This window comes from Mesorhizobium sp. WSM3862 (assembly GCF_002294985.1).
Classification (GTDB): domain Bacteria; phylum Pseudomonadota; class Alphaproteobacteria; order Rhizobiales; family Rhizobiaceae; genus Mesorhizobium.
In genome coordinates this window covers 366268-384063 of record NZ_NSGE01000006.1, presented here as the reverse complement: position 1 = coordinate 384063, position 17796 = coordinate 366268, and the positions used below count along the sequence as shown (strand labels likewise).

Below are 17796 nucleotides of genomic sequence, written 5' to 3'. Positions count from 1 at the left end.
GCTTCTCAGCGCCACCGACAGCCCGCCATCGGATTGAGATCGACTCAAGGAAAATCGGCATGGCTTGCAACGAATCGGCAAATACATTTGAGATCTCGCTGCAGTTCAACATTGCCACTCGCAACCATCGCGGCTGTTGTCGCAGCCCAAGCGTCCGCCAACCGGCCTAGAGGACCCACGCCATGCGATACGAAAGTATTGGCGACACTATCGTGCAATAGATTTGCCGCGGCCGTCAGTCGATCTGTATGGCATCTCAACCACGGAGATGCATCATGGGCGACCATCAGATCAACAATCCAAGCGTCTCTGTGATTGTAAGGGCGCCGAAGGAGAACAGCGTCCACCAGGCACGCTGGATCCTCCTTCCCTTGTTCGGATTGTGGATCATATTCTCGGTCGCTGGTGTGATCCTTGGATGATGCTCGAGGATTCCCTGCTATGACCGCGACCACAAGCGCCCTGCCCCTGACTGTCGCTGGATTTCCTCTCCAGTCGTGGGCCTTTGCGGTCCGCATCTGGATTGCTGCGATCGTCGCCTTGCTGGTGAGCTTCTGGCTCCAGCTTTCGACGCCCTCTTCGGCCATGCTTACGGTCATGATCCTGGCGGAGCCGACACGCGGGCAGGCGCTTGAGAAGGCCGGCTATCGCCTAATCGCAACCGTCATAGGGGTGGTCGCTTCGATCGCGATCGTGGGCTCCCTATCCCAGACGAGAGATTTGCTCCTCGTGGCCTTCGCGGCATGGATGGGTCTTTGCATCTATGCCTGTGCGTTGCTTGACGGCTATCGCGCATATGCGGCGGTGCTATCGGGGTACACCGTTGGCTTGGTCGCGCTCCAGCAAATCGACAATCCGCTGCATGTTTTTGAAACGGCCATGGACCGCGGCGCGGCCATTGCTGTGGGCGTGCTGTCGATCACGCTCGTGAACGATCTGTTGTCGGCGCCCGACCGTCATCAGCAGATTGGGGGGCAACTCGCAGTCCTTCACCGGCGAGTACAGAACTATGCGCAAGCCGTTATTCGCGGCGAGCCAACTGGCGCGGAGGCGGTGGCGGCTCTAATCCGAGAGATCGTTGCGCTCCGCCCCGACATCTCGAGTCTCGCCGCCGAATCCAGCAGCGGTCCAATTAGGAGCGCTGCGGCTCGCAGCGCGATCGTGGCGCTTGTCGGCGAGCTGCAATCGGTGCGCGCCTTGGCGGAGCTTCCTGCAATCACCGATCGGGTGCTGTGCGAACGGCTGGCGCACGCCTTCAATGCGGACGCCGAAAAGTCTTTGTCGTTCCCGACCGACGAGGATTCAGCCGGTCTGACCGGCACCGCGCCGACATCCCTCGAGGGGGCGCTACGCGAGTTGCTGCGGCGGGACGCCGAGGTCCACCTTTATCTGTCCTCGCTGAAATCTGAAAAGCGTCTATCGCGCTCTTGGCGAGCGCCGCTCTATCGGTCGCAGCGTGTCGCAATCGAAAGTGGATGGCGGGCGGCAGCATGCATTGCGGTGACGTCGGCTCTGCTCGTCCTGGCGGGCTGGACGAACGCGAGCTTCGCACTATCGCTGATTGTGGTCATTGTCGGACTGGGTGCCACGACCCCCGCGCCTCGAGCCTTTACGGCACTCGGCCTTGTCGGGACACCGATTGCGATCGCTTTGACCGGCATCCTCGAGTTCTTTGTTCTCAATGGCGCCTCCGACTTCCCGCTTCTGGCGATCGGTCTTGCTCCATTTCTGATTGGGGCCGCCCTCGTGGCAACGCTGCCAAACCCGGTGCTGTCGGGCCTAGGGAAAGTCAACCTGATCTTCATCTCGGCCGTCCTCGCGGCGAGCAATCCGCAGACCTATAACCCGCAGGCCTTTCTCTTCACCTCGTTGTTCCTCTGTATCGCCTCCGGTTTGCTACTAGGGGCGCAATATCTCATTCCGCCAGTCTCGGACGCCCAACGCAGACGCTGGCTGCTTGCCTCGGCTCGGCACGAGCTTCTGTCAGGTCGCATCGATCGACACTACGCAGCCGAGGAAGCGACGTTTCGCGATGCCGTTCGGGTCGCGCGGGTCACCGCGGCAGGTCCGACCGATGCAGAGTATCGGGATTCCGTGGAGGAAGCGCTGGCGTACTTCGATCGGGCCGCGGCAATTCGCTTCGGCCGCAACCACACGCAAGGACGCTTGCCATGACACATGATTTTCATGAACTGACGATTGGCGGCGTGCTGTTCGCACCCTTCGTGACTTACGCACTCGGAGCGTTCGCCATCATCCTTGTTCTTCGCCCGATCCTGCACCTGATCGGCTTCGCAAAGATGTTCAGTCACACGTCGATTGCCGAGCTAAGCCTCTACGTGATGGTGCTCGGCACTATCGTGCTTCTTATCTAATGGAGACCGTCATGGAAGCGCAGCTCAAAGACCAGCCGGTTCGGCCAACGCCGTCGACGCCCGAAACGGGGTCGGCCAATCCGACACGAACGGACGATGCGCCGCCACCGGCAAATCTGAAGATCGTGCCGGAGGTCACACCGAAGGATCGCGATCTAATGCCTTTGCCGCCGCAACCGCTCTCCATCCAGAAGCGGCGTCCTATACCGCAAGGGCTGATTGCGTCAGGAAGAACGCTTGCGACTCTCGTGATAGCACTGGCGGCCGTTCTGGTATCGCTCATTGCCTGGGACCAGTACCTGACCACCCCGTGGACCCGCGACGGCCGCGTCCGCGTTCAGGTCGCCAGCGTAGCTCCTGAAGTCTCCGGCCGGATCAAGGAACTGCGCGTTGCCGACAATCAGTTCGTGCGCAAGGGCGATGTCCTGTATGTGATCGATGCCTTCGATTTCAACGTGGCGCTGGACATCAGCAAAGCCGCGCTGCAGCAACGAGCAGCCGACCTCCAGGTAAAGCAGCGGCAGTCTGAGCGACAGGGCAGATTGTCGAGTCTTGCCACTACCCCGGAGCAGCAACAGATCTATGCCGGTAATGCGATCCAGGCTGAGGCTGCGTTCGAAGCTGCGCAAAGCCAACTCACTCAAGCTCAGATAAACCTGGAGCGCACCGAGGTTCGCAGTCCGGTGAACGGATACGTGACGAACCTCCTGCTGCGCGCCGGCGACTTTGCTCGCCAGGGTATCACCAATCTTTCGGTCATCGATTCGGACAGCTTCTGGATAGATGGATACTTCGAAGAGACCAAAATGGCGCGAGTCTGCACTGGAGCCCACGTCGAGGCAAAACTGATGGGCTACTCAGCGCCGATCCTCGGCCACGTCAGCACAATCACCCGCGGTCTCAGCGTTTCCAATGCGGCCGCCGGCACGCAAGGTCTCCCAAACGTGGATCCGATCTACACCTGGGTCCGACTGGCGCAGCGCGTTCCGGTTCGCATCGCAATCGACGAAGTGCCGACCGGTGTACCGCTTGTATCCGGCATGACTGCAACCGTTACGATCCGGGACGACTCTGCCAGCGACCATTACAGCTGGTTCGACAGCGCACGTGCGAGCCTGATCAATGTACTCAGCGGCCCGGCGGCGCGCCCGGACTGTATTTCGCCGGCCACGGCCGCCGTTGCGCCGGCGCAATCAATCCCGGCGTGGACAGCACGAGCAACTCAGGAGCCGGAACAGATCAATCCCAGCCTGGCCACCGGTATAGAGGCGTCGCCGCGCTACGAATAAGTCACCACGACGCGAGCTCTTCGCGTCACAGCATGCTCGAGATCGAACACACGGAAGGATCAGGTCTTCGGCGCCAAAGCGCAGTCCCTGCGACCGGCACGGCGGCTGTGGCCGGTGATAATGCGCGGCTTTCTCGGAAACTGCCCCCGTTGCAGCCATCGTATGCTGTTCGCCACTGGCTCAAGTCGGTGTTTGAATGCCGTCATTGCGGCGAAGCGATCCATCACCACAGCGCCGACGATTTCCGCCCTATCTAGTCATGGTGATCGTCGGACACCTTGTGGTCGGCGGATTCCTTAGCACCGAAACGTTGTTCAAATCGTCCCTCAGGAGCACCTCGCAATGGGCTCCCGCAGCGATCCTGTTAGGCCTGATTCTGCTTCAGTGGGTCAAAGGCGCAGTTATCGGCATGCAATGGGCGCTCGAGGTGCACGGCTTCGGCGGCCGCGACGATGCAATGGAAGCCTGAGCGCTCGGGCGGACTGGGCAGGGCCGAAAATGTTGGACCGGATCTGTCGGGGCAACTGTCGCTGCGCGCCGACAGGATGGCGTCGCTCTTTTTATAGCGGAAGCAGGCACCCGTCCACCTCACCAGGCTTGCCGCACCTAGGAATGGATCGGCTTGAGCAATTCCTGATGGTCCGGATGAACGCTAGGGTCTGGTGTCCGCCTATCGCACCTTCGATGATCGACTTCGAACAATACAAAAGTATTGCGCACACCATCGTATAGTGGATCCTGTCCCGCTCAGGAATAAATGTGAGATGAAGCAATCAAAACTAAGGATAGGACAATGTCTACAATCGACACAAAGTCCGGCGCATCTCGTTTCCCCGTCAACTCCATGTTGGCAAGGCTGGAGTGGCAGTTCGGTAGGCGACGTTCGCGCTCGGCGCTGCTGGATTTAAGCGACGACCTGCTGAAGGACATCGGCGTTTCGCGCCTTGACGCCAATCGCGAGGCGCGCCAGCCGTTCTGGAGATAGAGGTCCGTGCCTGGCCATGAGCCGGCGCGAACTGCTTCCGTACAAGCAAACCCGCGATGTCGGATTCGATGGTGTTGTCTCATAAGCGCCTTGCTGCGTAGAGGGCCGAGTATGTCAGCCGTGATTCTGTATTCGTCCTCCACGTAACGCGGCGAACACCGAACTGCAGCCGGTTGAAAACCCAGCCGAGGATCGTCGTTATTGGAGTGTTGGCGGAGCAACTCGTCGGTTGCGTGGCCGCCCTCACGTGATGGCGTGCCCACGAACTATATGGCCGCCGCTAAAGTCAGATCCCGGCGACATACGAGTTTGTTGGTCAGCTCTGGCCGCGCGGCTCATGTTGAGCCAGCAGTTGAACAGCTTGAGGAGGACCTCGCGTCCGGTCAAAAAGCCACCGCGCTTCGAGGACCGCAAGGTAGCTTGCAAGCCCGATCGAGAACGCGGGCAATACGCAAGTGCTGCCTTTTTCGATCTTGCGCACTCGCCCCCACTCTCCAACGGAGAAAGAGCGAGAGTTCCTCCTCGCTGCTCAAAGGCCACTTTCCGTGCCGGAACTGTTCGCTGCGTTAGGATCGGTCGCGCACAACCGGACGCCCCTGCCTGTGCGACGCCGACGGAGGTAGGTCTGACAACGACGGTTTGCCGTCTTGCCAGGGAAACTCGCTCCAGGACCGTTTCTATGGCTCAGAAGCCTTTCGGAGGTACAAAGAGACAGATCGTGTGGCCGGCATCAATGCCGGCTTGGTGCGCGCACCAATGAAATTCGCCATCTGGCGAGCTTTTCACCCGTTTATCACCATAAGCGACAACCTCGCCGGTGCTCTGGATAACGTAGCCCTGCGGCTTCTCACTGATCGACTTGGCCTCAACTTCCTGGCAATCAATGTTCGCACAACAGGCCCAGGGATATGTCCATCCAGTCGGCGCCTGATGAGCATCAACCGGGAGCGCCGCAAATGTGATTGCGACGAACCAGGACAAAGCTGCGGCATCTGCGCAGGATGCTATTCTTGAGAGGGGCATTGCGGTCTCCAGTTAGCATTTGGTCCAGCTAAGATCCGTGTGACTATCGATGCGGGGTGCGTAGAATTGGCGGAGCGTGCCGCGATTCCACCATCACAGCCCGTCGCGCGAACGCTGGGCCAGGACCGCGCATGTAGTGAAGTTCGGGGCGGTAGCGAGGTGCAACGAACTCGCGAAATGCCGACGTAAGTTGCACGATCGAATTCCAGGTTGTCATAGGTCGTCTCCTACCTTTGTAATGTGGGATACGAGGACATTTTGGTCGAGTTCGACCGCTGGTCCATTACACAAAGGTGTCTTCGATACCTTGGGATCATTCAGGTCGATCGGGCTGAGGTTGTTCTCGCGCGCTATTGGCCGGTGATCTGTTTGTCCTCAGGGTGCAGCGATGAGTCCAGCTTCCGCCACACGCCCCGTCTCCACTTACAGTCCGCAATGTGCCTCCACGTCTGACAAGAGGTTCAACTACCTAAACAATGACTCCGCGCGATAATAAGCAGCTCGCATCCGATCGCCCAGCTTCGGCCCGGCCGTAGAGCGTTATGACGTCTATCTACTCTGTGGCTTCTCCAACACCAAAGTATTGGAGATACATTGGTACTATAGGATCCGCGGATCTCTCATCGCATATTTCGGACAGCAACGCGCTGACCACGGAACGGTCAGGTCAACGCCGCCATTGCGGTCGGTGATCCGGAACGGAGATCCAGGATGCCTTCAGCAGCCGCCATGAAACGGGTCGAGCAGCACAAGCCACTGCCGGCACTGAACAGCTGAAGCCCCTGCTTGTCCAGCCTCGGTGGCCTGGAGATCGCGCGAACAGACGTTTCGTTCAGCACCCTCCGTCCACGCTGATCTCGAACATCGGAGTAAAAGGAATGGAAAACACCAAAGGAAGAGCGGTCATTACCGGCGCATCTAGCGGCATCGGAGTGGTATATGCCGATCGGCTCGCCGCGCAGGGCTATGACTTGGTCTTGGTTGCACGCAGCGCCAACAAGCTGGTGACAGTTGCGGACCGGATTCGCACCAAAACTGGCCGTAGGGTTGATGTACTGCCTGCTGATCTCGCCAATGCGAAGGACCTGTCGCGCATTGAGCATTTTCTGAAGACGGCCCCGGACGTAACACTGCTCGTCAACAATGCAGGTCTGGGCAGCGCACTGAAGTTGGTCGACTCAGATGTCGAGCAGATGACCTTTATGATTTCGCTTAATGTGACTGCGCTCATGCGGCTGACCTACGCCATCGTTCCTATATTCATAGAGCGTGGTGCCGGAACAATTATCAACATCGCGTCGATCGTTGCGATCAACCCGGAGTCGCTGAACGGTGTCTACGGCGGCACGAAGGCCTTTGTCGTCGCGTTCAGTCAGAAATTACGACAGGAATTAGAGGGGACCGGCGTCCGTGTGCAGGTCGTCCTGCCGGGCGCCACGGCTACGGACTTCTGGGCCATCGCGGGCCGGCCGATCGAATTATTGCCAAGCGCAATCGTAATGAGCGGCGAGGATCTGGTGGATGCGGCGCTGATTGGTCTCGACCGCGGCGAGTTCGCGACCATCCCCTCACTCCAGGACGGCAGCCTGTTTGATACATACGAGACCGCACGTCAGGCGATGATCGGCAAGCTGTCGAATTCTATGACCGCGCCCCGCTACCAGACGGCCTAATTCTCTGCGGGTCTTTAGGTAGAGCCGCGTGGAGAACTAACGTTCTCAAAAGCGCACGCTGTGCTGTGGCGCGGGCTGGTAATCCTGTTCCTGCTGGTGCCGATCCTGATCCCGGTGCCGCTGTCCTTCAACAGCGGCTCCTTCTTCATCTTCCCGCTCGAAGGCCTTTCGACGCGCTGGTACGAGGTGGTGCTTGGCACGCAGCGCTGGCAGGCGGCAATCGGCAACAGCCTTATCGTCGCCTTGGGCACGACCGTGATCGCGACGACGCTCGGCACGCTGACGGCGATCGCGCTGTCGGACGAGAAGTTCCCCGGCCGGCGCATTATCATGCCGCTGCTGCTGTCGCCGCTGATCGTGCCGGTTGTGATCACTGCCGTCGGCTCGTACCTGTTTTACGCGCGCGTCGGTCTGGCCAGCACCTATGCCGGCATCATCCTGGCGCACACCGCTCTGGCCAGCCCCTTCGTGGTGGTGACGGTGGGCGCCAGCCTCACCGGTTTCGACCGCAATCTGATGCGGGCCGCGGCGATCTCCGGCGCAAAACCTCTGACATCGTTCTTCCGGGTCATGTTGCCGCTGATCCTGCCAGGCGTGCTCTCGGGCGCCGCCTTTGCCTTTGTCCCGTCCTTCGACGAGGTTGTCGTCATGCAGTTCCTGGCCAGCGACCCTGATGATGGCGCTGTCAATCGTTCTGTTGGTGGTTGCCAATCTGTTGACGCGACGGGACCAACGGCCCTGAATGAATAGCTGCGCAGCGCAACGCGTCGGGTGTTGGTTCCACAATGGGACCGTATGTTAAGTCTCGTCCGCGGTGCGCTCCGCGATGGCGAAAGCCTGAAGATTTCTGGCCTTCCCCTGATCTTCATCGGCACGCGCTATGATCGAGTAGAAAGCGGCCCTGGCTATGTCTTTCTTGGAGGCGTTCGGGTGCTGCTTCTTGACGGCCTTGACCAGCTGTTTCGGCTTCATCTCAGGGGTCACTAAGCGCATCAAAGTGTCCGCAATGGCCTGCATCTCATTTGTGTCCATGTCCTCTCTCCGACTTTCCCGACATAGCTATTGTGCATGGGAGTGCGACAAGGTTGCGGCATAGGCCCACCGTAGTTGTCAGACTTAATCACACTTGAACGCTCGGCCGGTTTGCGCGATGCTCACTCGCCCCCCCACAAGCAAGGTGAACGATGAAGCGTAGGCAGAAGGCGTCTCCTTTTGTGCCGACTGAAATCCATGTCGCCACCGTGAAGGACGACGCAGGCGCTCTAGGCATCCTGTCCATCCATACGACCGAAGGCCTTTTGGACATCGCGCTCGACCGACAGGCCGCGGAGGCGATCATAAATGCGATCGGCTCGATAAGGGCCAAACTAGCCGAGGTCTGAAAGGCGAGCGCGAGGCAGGCTGCATTCTAGCCTATCTGCCTTTTTTGGTGGGCCTTGGAGCTTACGATCCCCTTCGGTGCACTGGCCGTTCTTATGATCCTAAGAGTTTCGTCTCGGGTAAGACCGCACCTGCGGGCATAATAGTCCGCCTCGCGCGCTAAGTCGTGATCCAACGGGATGCTTTGAATTGCATGTTTTGCCTTCTTTGCCATGCGGCGAAACTCAAGGGCGAAGGATTTGTTCCGCGCACATCCCGGTCCGATCAAGCTGGCCGTCTTTGAAGCAAAAAAATGCCCGGACGAAACCGGGCACGAGGCCTTTGTAGGAGCCGATGATGGGACATTCGGCTTCGCTAATGTATTCGCAATTAATGACGGGCTCATGAAGGCCGCCTTCGTCGAGGAACAAAGCCCCGACTGGCGCGTAAAGGCTAACAGTCACGCCGGGTCCAGAGGGCACATGTCCGTTCGCAAGAAGCTTCACTCGCAAAATGTATCTTCGCTTTACGGAGACCTTATGCTGGCGCCGGCCGTCGTGGCGATGCGCCTTCCGCTAATCGCTTTGGATGCAAGCAGCAGCGCCCCAAAAGGGGTTGAGGTGATGCTTGCGATCAACGAGAAGGCGTTGGCTTACGCAGAAGGCTTAGCCGGTGCGCAATTGGCCATCGTACGATCGGCCTTAAGGTTTTGGCCTGAAGTTCTCTCCGGTCAGAGTCCGTCTTTTCTGAACGGAGGCGCGGCAAGGGAGTCCCTGGTCGCGGCACTAAAGCCTTCGGGCCGTCGCGTCCGTGCCAACTTCACTCGACTGCTGAAGCCGGGCTGATTGCGGCCGGAATGCTCTAGCTGCCTGACCGAGCACGTCGCCGCCTCACCCGCCGCCTTGACGGTGTGCTGGGGGCATATCGTGCCATCTGTCGACGTAGGCGCCCTAAGCGACGAGCCTCATGTTGCCACCAGATGGCTACACCTCACGGGATCGACCGCCTCGAGAACGGATAGAAGGAACATTATCGCCTCATCAGTCTTTCCTTTAGTCCGGAGAGAGGAGGAGAACCATGGCGGATGACAAAAGCAAACGCGACTCGCGCGACCGCGACCGCGTGTCCGGGGATCAGGAATATGAGGTCGGCTACTTCGCCAGCAAATTCGGACTCTCGATCCCTCAGGTCCGCGAGCTGATCGCCAGGCATGGAAATGACCGTGAGACTCTAGAGCGTGAGGCAAAGGCGCTGGGCACTCGATGAGCCGCTATTTCTTTGACATGTTCGGTGGCTCAGCTCATGTGACCGATGAAACCGGCGCGGAACTGAGTGACATCCAGGCAGTAAGGCGACAAGCATCGATGGCGTTGGCCGAGATTGCGGCCGAGGTTGTTCCAATTGAAGACCGGCTCGAACTCTTCGTCGATGTTCGGGATGAAGCGGGTGCCCGGGTTCTTAAAGCTCGCGCGATTTTCGAAATGTTCCAGTGAACTGGCTGCATGCTCAAGGCATGACGCTCGCCGCCTCTGGTTGCGGTGAGTCCGGTGTAGCTACCCTTGTAGGTCGGCGATTCGACAACGAGGACGACCGCGGCGACAACGTGAGCAACTAGGAGCTGGGCCTGCGCTCGAGGTCGCGCCAAGGTATGGCATCGCCGTGCCAAGGAACATTCCTGATGCAAAGTGGTTCGGGCGGATCCCAACCTGGAGAACCCTCATGTTCATGCACAATAAGCGACTGCAATACACCGTCCGTGTGTCGGAGCCGAATCCGAAACTGGCATGCATGATAATGGAGCAATTCGGCGGAGCCGATGGCGAGCTGGCCGCCGCTATGCGCTATTTCACCCAAGGGCTGGGTGAGGACGATGTCGGCCGGAAAGACATGCTGCTCGACATCGCGACCGAAGAACTAAGCCATCTCGAGGTGGTCGGGTCAATTGTCACAATGCTGAACAAGGGCCTCAAGGCACAGCTTGCAGAGGGACAGATGAAGGAAGCCGAGCTGTATTTGATGGTTGGCGCCAGCGGCACAACGGCCAAAGAGTCAATCCTGTTTGGCGGCGGACCCGCATTGTGCGACTCGGCCGGAGTGCCTTGGACCGCCGCCTATATCGATTCTCGCGGCGAACCAACGGTGGACCTGCGCTCCAACATCGCGGCCGAAGCTCGTGCCAAGATCGTGTACGAGCGACTGATCAACATCACCGATGATCCCGGCGTCAAGGATGCCCTCGGCTTTCTGATGACGCGCGAAGTCGCCCACCAGAAGTCCTTCGAGAAAGCGCTGTACGCGATAGAGAACAACTTCCCGACGGGCAAACTACCGGGCATCGAGAAATATGCCAGCATGTACGTCAACACCTCGCAGGGCGAAGGAGACGCCACGGGACCCTGGAATTCGGGAGGCGAATGGGACCGCATCGATAATCTCGAAGAGGTGATGCCTGCCGACGGCGGTGACGGGATGGCGACTGTCAAGCTAAATGCCAAGGACAAGAAGCTCGCGGCCAATATGGCGGAGCGGACACTCTCGGACCCCGCTTCCGATCCGATGACGGGCGCCGATATTGGAGCAGGACCGGGGGCGGGCCGTACCAAGAATGGTGACATGGGCGGCGCCGCCAACATCCAGGAGGCGCCGGCGCGGGCAGCTGCCGCTCGCAAAAGTAGGTAGAATTAGGCGGCATGCAACGACGGAAAGCCGGTGAGAACGTTTTTGCCGTGCCGAAGCCAAAAGAAACACCTGTCGCGACCGAGCATGGGAGCTCCCCTGCCCCGTCGGCGCGACCAACTTCAGAAAGTCTGAAACTCTTTGGGCGAGTTGCCTTCGCGCCTCGCGGCCGCCATTCCCGGCCGCCTTCGGTCGGGGCGAGCCGGCGCCACAGACAGGGGCCTGGAATGGCCCGATTACTTGGAAAACTGTTTCAGGTAAGCGATGACGTTGGCCACGTCCTGATCGTTCTTGAGGCCGGGAAACGCCATCTTCGTTCCTTTGATCATCCCCCTCGGGTCCTGAAGATACTTTGTCAGCGTGGGCTCATCCCATTTGATGCCGGATTTTCCGGCCTCGGCCATGGCCATGGAATAAGTGAAACCGGGATGCGTGCCCGCGGTGCGCCCGATGACACCGTGCAGAGAGGGGCCGACCTTGTTCTGGTCCTGGTCGGCAATGTGGCAGACCTTGCACTTGGTGAAGACCTTCTCGCCTGCGGCGGCGTCCTGCGCCCGCGAAGGGCTTGCAATGAAGATCGTGGCCGACGAGGCGATGAAAAATGCGATTGCGCGCATGGCGGCATTCCTCTCTGATCGATCGTCATCTGCTGGATCCGCTTCTTAGTCAAGCTGGCCGGCTGTCTTGGGTTCCATCCTTAAAATCCTGAAATGTCGCATGACGCAGCGTGTGCTCCCCGCGAAGGAACTTCACCCTGCCCGTGATGCCGGGTTTAACCCACTCGCGAAGGCGCTCGGCACCCGCTGCGCAGGCTTGGATACCCTGGCCGCTTCGACACGTTTCCAAAGCCGCTCCCTGAGGCCGCTGGGCAGCGTTATGAACGCCGTGCCGGCATATCGGCCACCGCGCGCCACGATCGCCGCAGCGGGCTTTCCAGGCTTTCGCTTGATGCCCAGCAGTTCGAAGTCGCCGACCTCCCAGCATTTCGTCTTCACCCAGAAATCCTGCTTGCCACTGCGATAGGAGCTCGTACGGCGCTTCGACACGATGCCCTCAAGGCCCCTCTTTTCGACGGCTTCGAAGAAGGAGGCGCCGTTGCCTTCGACATGATCCGAATACTGGATTATGCCCTCAGCCGGCTTGATCAGGTTCCAGAGCTTCGCCTTGCGTTCGATCAGCGGCAGCACCCGAACGTGCTCGCCGTTGAGATAGAGTAGGTCGAAGGCGACGAAGGCGAGCAGCTCGGCGTTCCAAGTCATACGCGAATGGATGGCGTGGAAGTTCGGCCGCCCGTCCGGCTCCGGCGCGATCACCTCGCCGTCGATGATGAAGGACTCCGCTGGCAGCTTTTCTGCCGCGTTGACGATCGGCCAATAGCGGCTCGACCAGTCGTGGCCGTTGCGGGAGAACGCGCGCACGCCGGCCCAGTCGCGGACGAGCTGGGTGCGGAAGCCATCGTATTTGATCTCATGCAGCCAGTCGTCGCTGACCGGCGGTGTTTCGACCTGGATAGGCTCCAGCGGCTTGATGAACTTCAGCCGCTCTCTGGCGTTACGCATGCACATACCCCAACGGCGATAAAAGCCGCGCAGCGGCCTTCCGGTTCCGGGCATTTTAGCAAAACTGTATAGAGAAGAGGTAATGCAGAACGATCCTGAGTGCCGCGCCGCGCTCCAGCTGATCACGGCGACGATCGAGGAGCACTGTCCGCCGGCCTAAAAACCCGCCGGCCGGAGCCAGCGGGCCTATCAAGAATCGTCCGAAGTCCGCTAGCATGGTGCACGAGCGGCACGGAGACGCAGGTGCTACCTTCATCGGGACTCGAACGGCTGAACGCATTTTCCGATGGCGTGTTCGCCGTATTGATCACAGTTCTGGTTTTGGATTTGCGCCCGCCCGAGGCGCCGACCTTCAAAGCCCTTCTGGCATCATGGGAGACGTGGCTTAGCTACGGTGTGAGTTATCTCTTCATTGCGATCGTCTGGGCGAATCATCATCACCTCCTGCGGCACGCGAAACAGAGCTCGGCAACTTTAATGTGGCTCAATTTCGCGCATCTTTTCTCAGTTTCGTTGCTCCCCTTAGCGACCGCTTGGATGGCCGTCAGCGAGTTAGCACCTCAACCGGTCGCCTTCTATGCGGCCGTGTTTTTTCTGGTCAACCTGACATATCTCTTCTTGATCCGCGAACTTATTGACCCGATGCCAGACAACGAGGTGTCACCACAGGCGCGGAGGAAGATGCGTCTCCGTGCGCTGGTCACGCTCTTGCTTTTCGGGCTCGCTGCTATCTTAGCACTGAAATACCCGGTGGTCGGATTGGGGATTTGTATCTGTTGCCTCGTCGTCTATCTCAGGCCACAGGCGCGGGGCTGACGACACCAAAGCGCCGCGCCGGAAGTTCAGCCGTCGTCACCCGCCGGCACCAATTCGAGCTCCGAAGGCGATATTCCTGCGCGCAGCTGGCTCAGCCGTAATTCATCGGCCCAATAAACCTCGCCGTCGACCAGCACCCGAGCTTCGTAGGTGCCGCCTGAGAAGCGCTGCGCGGTGATGTAGACTTTGTGGCGGTCGAGCGCCTTGCGGACTGCGGCGCGCTTTGAATTCTGGCTGGTGACGGGACTGCTCATAAACGCGGAACTCTTGACGCAAACACACGGCGATTCAATTTGCTCGCGCTCGAATCGTTCCCACCGTGAGCAGTGTTTCGCCGGCAGCAGAAAAGCCCGGTAATGTCGAAGTCTGGCGGCGAAGTCGATCCGCTTGTTACTGGAGGCACAAACCGCTTACATTTGACGGGGCAAAGCTGCGAGAGGGCCGAATTTGGGGAAGTTGGTGGAAGGTGATGATGGACTACCCGTCGAAGAAGTCGGCGCGTGGTCGAAGGAAAAGATCGCCTTACTCTGCAAGTACGTCTCGATCTCGCGTGGCGTAAGGGCAAAGTGGATCGGTCCAGGGAATGCTGGCGCTACCTACATCGATCTGTTTTGCGGGCCTGGTCGCGCCAAAATTCGCCGCACCGGTGAATTTATAGAGGGCGGGTGCGTAGCAGCATGGAATGAGAGCGTCCAGTCAAAAACGCCCTTTAGTTCGGTTTACATTGCTGACGCAGACCCAGATCGGCTTGAATTCGCCAGAAAGCGTCTGACCCTGGCCGGTGCGCCCGTCGAGGCATTCCATGGGGAGGCAGTCGACACCGCGAAGACGATCCGAGCCAAACTGGACCAGTATGCTTTGCATTTCGCATTCGTTGATCCCTACAATCTGGGGGCGTTCGATTTTTCAGTGATTGAGACACTGTCAAAGCGGAAGCGCATCGACATGATGGTGCACATCAGCAAGATGGATCTGCAGCGCAACACCGGGCTCAACGTCCGAGCGCAGAAATCGGCCTTCGACAAGTTCGTCCCTGGCTGGCGATTGGTTGTTGATACCAATCAGCCATTTACGACCGTCCGGCGCGCTGTTTTTGACCTCTGGAAGGCGAAGGTGATCAAGCTCGGCATGGCGGCATCAACCGACATGCGACTGATCACCGGAAGCCGAGGTCAGCACCTGTATTGGTTGACGTTGGCCGCTCGCCACAAACTCGCGCTTGCCTTTTGGAAAGCGGCGACCGATAGCGGCCAAGGGCAGCTATTCTAAACTGTCGCTGGCATCTCGTCATAGGTTTGACCATTCAACACGCGCCCAGCTGCCTTCTTGTTGCGGCCGCCCCATTGCTTGAAGAAGAATGCCGTTCGGCTCCGCCTGCACATGGCCTCGATCTCGTCGACCCACCGCGGATTCATCTCCCGGGCGCCAGGCCCCGACTCGCCACCGACGATCGCCCAATGAATATCGACAAGGTCGGCGCCAGCTACGGAACTGATCAAGGGCTCAAATGAGATGAAGCGGATGGCCGCAGGAACACGTCGCAAATCGTCGAGACGATGTAGCACGCGGCCATCCTCAACGCTGGTCCCCAGCCACACGTTTGAAAGCACAGGAAAGTCACCTCGCGACAGGACTTCTGCCATCACCTCTGGCCGCTTCGTGAGGATTTGATAGGTATGCCGGGGCGTTTGCTCCATCACCGCCCAGACTTCGCGGATGAAATCCGGTGGCACATCAACATGGAATAGGTCTGACATAGAATTCACAAACACCCGGCGCGGCTTTGACCAGGTTGCCGGTATCGCGAGCGACTTCGGGTCAGTTACCACTTTGCCGGTCCACTTCGCACGACCCCCACTTTTGCGGGTCAGGCCATGGTACTTCTCCATTCCCATGGCTTCCAGCCTGGCGGCCATTCTCATGGCATAGCAATTCGTGCAGCCTGCGGTAAGGATCGTACACCCGGCTACCGGGTTCCAAGTGGCGTCGGTCCATTCGATCGTGGTGTCAGCCATATGAAGTCCTCCTGGGCGGCACTGCGCGTCATGATTGCGCACAATAGCTGATAAAAACCTTCAGATGAATCCCGGCCGGCGCGGCTAGGCCGAGAATGCAAAAGAGACCCCATCGGCCGAAGCCGATGGGGAGACTGAAAGTGATGAGAAGGGAATTACAGGGTGAGCGCCTGTGCTATCTGCAGGTAGAGCAACACCCCGAGAGCCCCGGCCAAGAGGAAAATCAGACCGGTCAGAACTTCGGAAGCGGTGCGCGGCAGCCTCACAGCTTGGATCCCTTCAACTGGTCGATGATCTGGGTCAACGCCAGCAACAACCCCGCAACCGTCAAAATGATCCACATCGATGTGGACCCCAGCCAGCGTAGCCGCGTCCAGAGCTTCACCACCGCGAACCCCGCCTGGAAGTGATCCTCGTCCATATCGAGGAAATCATCGAGCCGATCCCGCTGTTCGGGCTTGAGGCGGCCAGCCCAGATAAGGGCCTCACGCTGCTTGCTGTCGAGGCGATCAAGCCAGAGGATGGTTTCCGGGTCGAGTTCGCGAAGACGTTGAGGCACTGCACCACCGCTCATTTCACGAGCGCCTTGATGGTGTCGCCCTTGGCGTGGTCGAGGCGTTTGCAATCGCCAAGCGATGCCCGATCCTTCGCCCAAAGGAGGATCGCCTGATCATATGGGATGAAGGTGTGCGGGACATCGACGACACCTCGGCATTCTTGCATCACACTCGGATCGATGTGAGCGGTAGGCTTCGGCGCCAGGCTATCGACCGATGGCGTCGAGGCGCTCTGACACCCCTGCAGAGATGCCATCAGGCTTGCAGCCAGAAGGGTTCGTCGAAACGGGCGGTGCATTGTCTTGGTCCTTCTGCGCGCGCACCAGGTCGGCAATGCGGCCGGCGTCGCTATGCTGCTTGTCGATGTAGGCTTGTGCCGCGGCGTCGATGTCCTGCTGCCGCGTCTTGGTGTCGGCCGCTTCGGCGATGGCGGCGAGCTTGATCTTTTCCTGCCACAGCGCGTCCTCGGCCTTTTGGCCGTCGGCATATGCTCGACCGACGCGACCCCCGACGAGACTGGTCAGCTCCGGACCGACATAGGGGATGTCGCGCAGCGGGCCGAGCGGCAGTCCCTCGTAAAAGAGAATGATGCCGCCGGCGACGACGAGCGGCAGGCCGACGCGGCTGGTGCAGAAGGTCCGGATCGGGCCGAGGACGGCCAGAACCGGTGCTAGGAAAGCGAGCATCATCGGCTTGCGCCTATCATGCAAAGCGCCTTTTCCTGCTGGCGCCGTTCCCACAGGCCGCGAAGCACCCTGTGGCCGGCCTCATCGAACCAGGTCAGCGCCTGACAGCCGCCCACGACGTTACCAGCGTTGAGGCGGCGCGTTGCCGTGCTCTTGCCCGCGCCGGCAGGACCGACGTTGAACGCCAACGAGGTGTAGGCCGCGTCACGCGTGGCAGGCAGGCGGATGTCGATCGTCGCCGGTGTGAAATATCGGTGCAGCCCGGTGCGGTGCGAGGCGACGTCCTGGCGTAGCATGTCGAGCGCCTGCTGGTGCGTGATCACCATGCCCATATGCACACCGGCGGTATGGCCAAAGCCGATGGTCGGGACCCCAACGGAGTCCCTATAGGCGACCAGCTTTTCGCCTTCCTTCCTGGCGATGAACGGCACGGCGATGTCGAGCGTCTGTGCCTCGGTCGCCGGACTGCCACCCAAAGGGCTTGCGCCGGAGGGCCATGCGAGCAGGAGCGCCAAAGCGAAGGCGATCGCCGCCACGGCAATGATGCGGATCCATTCCTTCCATGCCGACAGTCCCTGCTGGTAGACCCGGCCAACAATGCCGGCGAGCAGCAGGAGCACGCCGAGCCACCATGCGACGTTTGGGTCGTAGTCCTGGCCGGTCACGCGATACCAGAGTTCAGGCAGGACGAGCACGGCGAGGCCGAACACCTGCATCCAGAAACTCAGGGACAACAGCACCACGCGGCGCACGTCAGCGACGAGACGCATAACAGTTCCTTTC

24 protein-coding genes are annotated in these 17796 nt (G+C 59.7%); 15 read left to right on the top strand and 9 right to left on the bottom strand.

Annotated elements, in window-relative coordinates; all coding sequences use genetic code 11:
• Positions 1-275 precede the first annotated feature (275 nt).
• The 6 genes from CK224_RS31400 (at position 276) to CK224_RS21105 (ending at position 4649) form a co-directional block, all read left to right on the top strand.
• Positions 276-422 carry a hypothetical protein gene (locus tag CK224_RS31400; protein WP_176477975.1) on the top strand — a complete coding sequence of 49 codons (147 nt, stop codon included), beginning with the start codon at positions 276-278 and terminating at the stop codon, positions 420-422.
• A 19-nt stretch (positions 423-441) separates the two neighbouring features.
• A complete protein-coding gene (locus tag CK224_RS21125) occupies positions 442-2175 on the top strand; it encodes an FUSC family protein (RefSeq protein ID WP_095783078.1) in 1734 nt (577 codons plus the stop codon).
• Positions 2172-2375 (top strand): DUF1656 domain-containing protein, encoded by a 204-nt coding sequence (locus tag CK224_RS21120; RefSeq protein WP_095783077.1) that lies wholly within the window; start codon positions 2172-2174, stop codon positions 2373-2375. Before CK224_RS21125 ends, CK224_RS21120 begins: the two co-directional genes overlap by 4 nt.
• A gap of 11 nt (positions 2376-2386) precedes the next feature.
• Positions 2387-3664: an HlyD family secretion protein gene (locus tag CK224_RS21115; protein WP_095783076.1), complete on the top strand. Its 1278-nt coding sequence runs from the start codon at positions 2387-2389 to the stop codon at positions 3662-3664.
• A 196-nt stretch (positions 3665-3860) separates the two neighbouring features.
• A complete protein-coding gene (locus CK224_RS21110) occupies positions 3861-4133 on the top strand; it encodes a DUF983 domain-containing protein (protein WP_348628403.1) in 273 nt (90 codons plus the stop codon).
• A gap of 324 nt (positions 4134-4457) precedes the next feature.
• Entirely contained in the window at positions 4458-4649 is a 192-nt protein-coding gene (locus tag CK224_RS21105) for a DUF1127 domain-containing protein (protein ID WP_095783075.1), read from the top strand.
• A gap of 684 nt (positions 4650-5333) precedes the next feature.
• Here the strand turns inward: CK224_RS21105 and CK224_RS21100 are convergent.
• Entirely contained in the window at positions 5334-5672 is a 339-nt protein-coding gene (locus tag CK224_RS21100) for a hypothetical protein (protein WP_095783074.1), read from the bottom strand.
• A gap of 878 nt (positions 5673-6550) precedes the next feature.
• Between CK224_RS21100 and CK224_RS21095 the strand changes: the two genes are divergently transcribed.
• A complete protein-coding gene (locus tag CK224_RS21095) occupies positions 6551-7345 on the top strand; it encodes an SDR family oxidoreductase (RefSeq protein ID WP_095783073.1) in 795 nt (264 codons plus the stop codon).
• Between the two features lie 60 nt (positions 7346-7405).
• On the top strand, positions 7406-8095 hold the full coding sequence (locus tag CK224_RS21090) for an ABC transporter permease (RefSeq protein WP_245426067.1): 690 nt from the start codon (positions 7406-7408) through the stop codon (positions 8093-8095).
• A gap of 48 nt (positions 8096-8143) precedes the next feature.
• Here CK224_RS21090 and CK224_RS21085 read toward each other — a convergent pair whose 3' ends face one another.
• Entirely contained in the window at positions 8144-8377 is a 234-nt protein-coding gene (locus tag CK224_RS21085) for a hypothetical protein (protein ID WP_095783072.1), read from the bottom strand.
• A gap of 182 nt (positions 8378-8559) precedes the next feature.
• On the opposite strand from CK224_RS21085, the gene CK224_RS21080 reads away from it, so the two are divergent.
• The 5 genes from CK224_RS21080 (at position 8560) to CK224_RS21055 (ending at position 11383) form a co-directional block, all read left to right on the top strand.
• Complete coding sequence (locus CK224_RS21080; RefSeq protein WP_245426061.1) at positions 8560-8727, top strand: hypothetical protein; 168 nt, start codon at positions 8560-8562, stop codon at positions 8725-8727.
• 237 nt (positions 8728-8964) lie between these two features.
• Positions 8965-9549, top strand: coding sequence for a hypothetical protein (locus CK224_RS31985; protein WP_245426058.1), 585 nt, complete (start codon positions 8965-8967; stop codon positions 9547-9549).
• A gap of 232 nt (positions 9550-9781) precedes the next feature.
• Positions 9782-9970 (top strand): DUF3606 domain-containing protein, encoded by a 189-nt coding sequence (locus tag CK224_RS21065; protein ID WP_095780255.1) that lies wholly within the window; start codon positions 9782-9784, stop codon positions 9968-9970.
• Positions 9967-10197, top strand: a complete 231-nt coding sequence (locus CK224_RS21060) for a hypothetical protein (protein ID WP_095783069.1) — start codon at positions 9967-9969, stop codon at positions 10195-10197. Before CK224_RS21065 ends, CK224_RS21060 begins: the two co-directional genes overlap by 4 nt.
• A gap of 226 nt (positions 10198-10423) precedes the next feature.
• A complete protein-coding gene (locus CK224_RS21055) occupies positions 10424-11383 on the top strand; it encodes a manganese catalase family protein (protein ID WP_095783068.1) in 960 nt (319 codons plus the stop codon).
• 233 nt (positions 11384-11616) lie between these two features.
• Here the strand turns inward: CK224_RS21055 and CK224_RS21050 are convergent, their stop codons facing one another.
• Both CK224_RS21050 and CK224_RS21045 read right to left on the bottom strand, forming a co-directional pair.
• A complete protein-coding gene (locus tag CK224_RS21050; protein WP_095779549.1) occupies positions 11617-11997 on the bottom strand; it encodes a cytochrome c family protein in 381 nt (126 codons plus the stop codon).
• 132 nt (positions 11998-12129) lie between these two features.
• On the bottom strand, positions 12130-12939 hold the full coding sequence (locus CK224_RS21045) for an RNA ligase family protein (RefSeq protein ID WP_245426055.1): 810 nt from the start codon (positions 12937-12939) through the stop codon (positions 12130-12132).
• A gap of 243 nt (positions 12940-13182) precedes the next feature.
• Here CK224_RS21045 and CK224_RS21035 point away from each other — a divergent pair, with 243 nt between their 5' ends.
• Positions 13183-13755, top strand: a complete 573-nt coding sequence (locus CK224_RS21035) for a TMEM175 family protein (RefSeq protein WP_095783066.1) — start codon at positions 13183-13185, stop codon at positions 13753-13755.
• A gap of 26 nt (positions 13756-13781) precedes the next feature.
• Here the strand turns inward: CK224_RS21035 and CK224_RS21030 are convergent, their stop codons facing one another.
• Positions 13782-14009, bottom strand: coding sequence for a hypothetical protein (locus tag CK224_RS21030; RefSeq protein ID WP_095783065.1), 228 nt, complete (start codon positions 14007-14009; stop codon positions 13782-13784).
• Positions 14010-14214: 205 nt separating this feature from the next.
• Here CK224_RS21030 and CK224_RS21025 point away from each other — a divergent pair, with 205 nt between their 5' ends.
• Complete coding sequence (locus tag CK224_RS21025; protein WP_095783137.1) at positions 14215-15024, top strand: three-Cys-motif partner protein TcmP; 810 nt, start codon at positions 14215-14217, stop codon at positions 15022-15024.
• Here the strand turns inward: CK224_RS21025 and CK224_RS21020 are convergent.
• From CK224_RS21020 to CK224_RS21005, 4 genes are all read right to left on the bottom strand, one after another.
• Positions 15021-15770, bottom strand: coding sequence for a DUF5131 family protein (locus CK224_RS21020; protein WP_095783064.1), 750 nt, complete (start codon positions 15768-15770; stop codon positions 15021-15023). The two genes, CK224_RS21025 and CK224_RS21020, sit on opposite strands and share 4 nt — an antisense overlap.
• Before the next feature lie 262 nt (positions 15771-16032).
• Complete coding sequence (locus CK224_RS21015; RefSeq protein WP_095783063.1) at positions 16033-16344, bottom strand: hypothetical protein; 312 nt, start codon at positions 16342-16344, stop codon at positions 16033-16035.
• A 189-nt stretch (positions 16345-16533) separates the two neighbouring features.
• Positions 16534-17016 carry a hypothetical protein gene (locus tag CK224_RS21010; protein ID WP_095783062.1) on the bottom strand — a complete coding sequence of 161 codons (483 nt, stop codon included), beginning with the start codon at positions 17014-17016 and terminating at the stop codon, positions 16534-16536.
• On the bottom strand, positions 17013-17783 hold the full coding sequence (locus CK224_RS21005; RefSeq protein WP_095783061.1) for a lysozyme: 771 nt from the start codon (positions 17781-17783) through the stop codon (positions 17013-17015). The genes CK224_RS21010 and CK224_RS21005 overlap by 4 nt, the downstream gene beginning before the upstream one ends.
• Between the last annotated feature and the right edge of the window lie 13 nt (positions 17784-17796).

Bases quoted from the DNA above. Each gene is read 5' to 3' on its own strand.
- CK224_RS21055 (WP_095783068.1), top strand. From the start codon at position 10,424: ATGTTCATGCACAATAAGCGACTGCAATACACCGTCCGTGTGTCGGAG.
- CK224_RS21005 (WP_095783061.1), bottom strand. From the start codon at position 17,783: ATGCGTCTCGTCGCTGACGTGCGCCGCGTGGTGCTGTTGTCCCTGAGT.
- CK224_RS21125 (WP_095783078.1), top strand. From the start codon at position 442: ATGACCGCGACCACAAGCGCCCTGCCCCTGACTGTCGCTGGATTTCCT.
- CK224_RS31400 (WP_176477975.1), top strand. From the start codon at position 276: ATGGGCGACCATCAGATCAACAATCCAAGCGTCTCTGTGATTGTAAGG.
- CK224_RS21115 (WP_095783076.1), top strand. From the start codon at position 2,387: ATGGAAGCGCAGCTCAAAGACCAGCCGGTTCGGCCAACGCCGTCGACG.
- CK224_RS21050 (WP_095779549.1), bottom strand. From the start codon at position 11,997: ATGCGCGCAATCGCATTTTTCATCGCCTCGTCGGCCACGATCTTCATT.
- CK224_RS21060 (WP_095783069.1), top strand. From the start codon at position 9,967: ATGAGCCGCTATTTCTTTGACATGTTCGGTGGCTCAGCTCATGTGACC.
- CK224_RS21120 (WP_095783077.1), top strand. From the start codon at position 2,172: ATGACACATGATTTTCATGAACTGACGATTGGCGGCGTGCTGTTCGCA.
- CK224_RS21065 (WP_095780255.1), top strand. From the start codon at position 9,782: ATGGCGGATGACAAAAGCAAACGCGACTCGCGCGACCGCGACCGCGTG.
- CK224_RS21100 (WP_095783074.1), bottom strand. From the start codon at position 5,672: ATGCCCCTCTCAAGAATAGCATCCTGCGCAGATGCCGCAGCTTTGTCC.
- CK224_RS21095 (WP_095783073.1), top strand. From the start codon at position 6,551: ATGGAAAACACCAAAGGAAGAGCGGTCATTACCGGCGCATCTAGCGGC.
- CK224_RS21085 (WP_095783072.1), bottom strand. From the start codon at position 8,377: ATGGACACAAATGAGATGCAGGCCATTGCGGACACTTTGATGCGCTTA.
- CK224_RS21030 (WP_095783065.1), bottom strand. From the start codon at position 14,009: ATGAGCAGTCCCGTCACCAGCCAGAATTCAAAGCGCGCCGCAGTCCGC.
- CK224_RS21010 (WP_095783062.1), bottom strand. From the start codon at position 17,016: ATGATGCTCGCTTTCCTAGCACCGGTTCTGGCCGTCCTCGGCCCGATC.
- CK224_RS21105 (WP_095783075.1), top strand. From the start codon at position 4,458: ATGTCTACAATCGACACAAAGTCCGGCGCATCTCGTTTCCCCGTCAAC.
- CK224_RS21110 (WP_348628403.1), top strand. From the start codon at position 3,861: ATGCCGTCATTGCGGCGAAGCGATCCATCACCACAGCGCCGACGATTT.
- CK224_RS21045 (WP_245426055.1), bottom strand. From the start codon at position 12,939: ATGCGTAACGCCAGAGAGCGGCTGAAGTTCATCAAGCCGCTGGAGCCT.
- CK224_RS21015 (WP_095783063.1), bottom strand. From the start codon at position 16,344: ATGAGCGGTGGTGCAGTGCCTCAACGTCTTCGCGAACTCGACCCGGAA.
- CK224_RS21020 (WP_095783064.1), bottom strand. From the start codon at position 15,770: ATGGCTGACACCACGATCGAATGGACCGACGCCACTTGGAACCCGGTA.